A 473-nucleotide genomic window follows, 5' to 3' on the forward strand; every position below is an offset into this window, starting at 1 on the left:
AAAAGTTTTAAACCTATTCCCAAGCTTCCAACCGGGCTTGAACCGGTGACCTCTTCCTTACCATGGAAGTGCTCTACCAGCTGAGCTATGGAAGCATAATGGCTCCGCAGGTAGGACTCGAACCTACGACCGATCGGTTAACAGCCGATAGCTCTACCACTGAGCTACTGCGGAATAATATTAGCCTGGCAACGTCCTACTCTCACAGGGACAAGGTCCCAACTACCATCGGCGCTAGAGAGCTTAACTTCCGTGTTCGGTATGGGAACGGGTGTGACCTCTCTGCCATCATTACCAGACTTTTATCATTATAAACATTTCTTTCGAAATGTCAAGAAGAAATTTTAATGCATATTCCTTCAAAACTAGATAACATCGCTACATATTATATGGTTAAGTCCTCGATCTATTAGTATTCGTCAGCTCCACATGTCACCATGCTTCCACCTCGAACCTATCAACCTGATCATCTT

Annotated in this window: 2 tRNA genes and 1 rRNA gene; all 3 read right to left on the minus strand. The window is 44.8% G+C overall.

Features of this window, described 5'->3' with window-relative positions:
* Window positions 1–22 precede the first annotated feature (22 nt).
* Window positions 23–95: transfer RNA gene (locus ACK1U5_RS26680), tRNA-Thr, on the minus strand.
* Window positions 96–99: 4 nt separating this feature from the next.
* Window positions 100–174, minus strand: a tRNA-Asn gene (locus ACK1U5_RS26685).
* A 9-nt stretch (window positions 175–183) separates the two neighbouring features.
* Window positions 184–299: ribosomal RNA gene (rrf, locus tag ACK1U5_RS26690) — 5S ribosomal RNA — on the minus strand.
* Between the last annotated feature and the right edge of the window lie 174 nt (window positions 300–473).

This window comes from Bacillus sp. XB1 (genome assembly GCF_053557995.1).